General features: G+C 21.9%; 1 protein-coding gene. It reads left to right on the forward strand.

The genetic code is table 11. The annotated features are described in order from the left end of the window. Nucleotides 1–107: 107 nt before the first annotated feature. The coding region (locus G3997_RS05685) for a hypothetical protein (protein ID WP_296644223.1) at nucleotides 108–585 on the forward strand (478 nt) is incomplete at its 3' end.

Genomic DNA, 585 nt, shown 5'->3' on the forward strand with positions numbered 1-585 from the left:
TTATATATTATGATAATATACATATGTTATGACAATTTTTATATAATGTTGTATTATTTTTAGGTGTATTGTTAAAAAAATATTTTATTTTAACATAGGGGGTAGAAATGCTTAAAACAACTTTTAACTATGATGATTTTTATAATATAATATCCTCAATTTTAAATAGTTCGTTTAATATTAATACTACAAAAATAGGGGAAGTTTCTGAATTTAATAATTATCTTAATTTTGAATTTAGAAAAGTAATATGGAATAATAATGATACTAATGATTCTATGATTGATGGTATCTCTCATATGAAGGAAAATGCTTTATGTGTAGTACATAGTACTATGGAGTTTATAACAATAACATTTTCATTTTCACGTGAAATATCAAACGATATATTAGTTATAGGTCCTTTTTTAGAAAATGAGCCAAGTGATGAATTTATAAATAATTTATTAAAGAAAAATAATCTTGATGAAAACCTTAGGAAAACAATTTCAACTTATTATAAGTCACTTCCTATTGCTAATTCTAATCAGGTAATTTTGACATTGCATACACTACTAAAATCATTTATTCTAAACTACGATTTAT

Source organism: Romboutsia sp. 13368 (assembly GCF_018336475.1).
Taxonomy (GTDB): Bacteria; Bacillota; Clostridia; order Peptostreptococcales; family Peptostreptococcaceae; genus Romboutsia.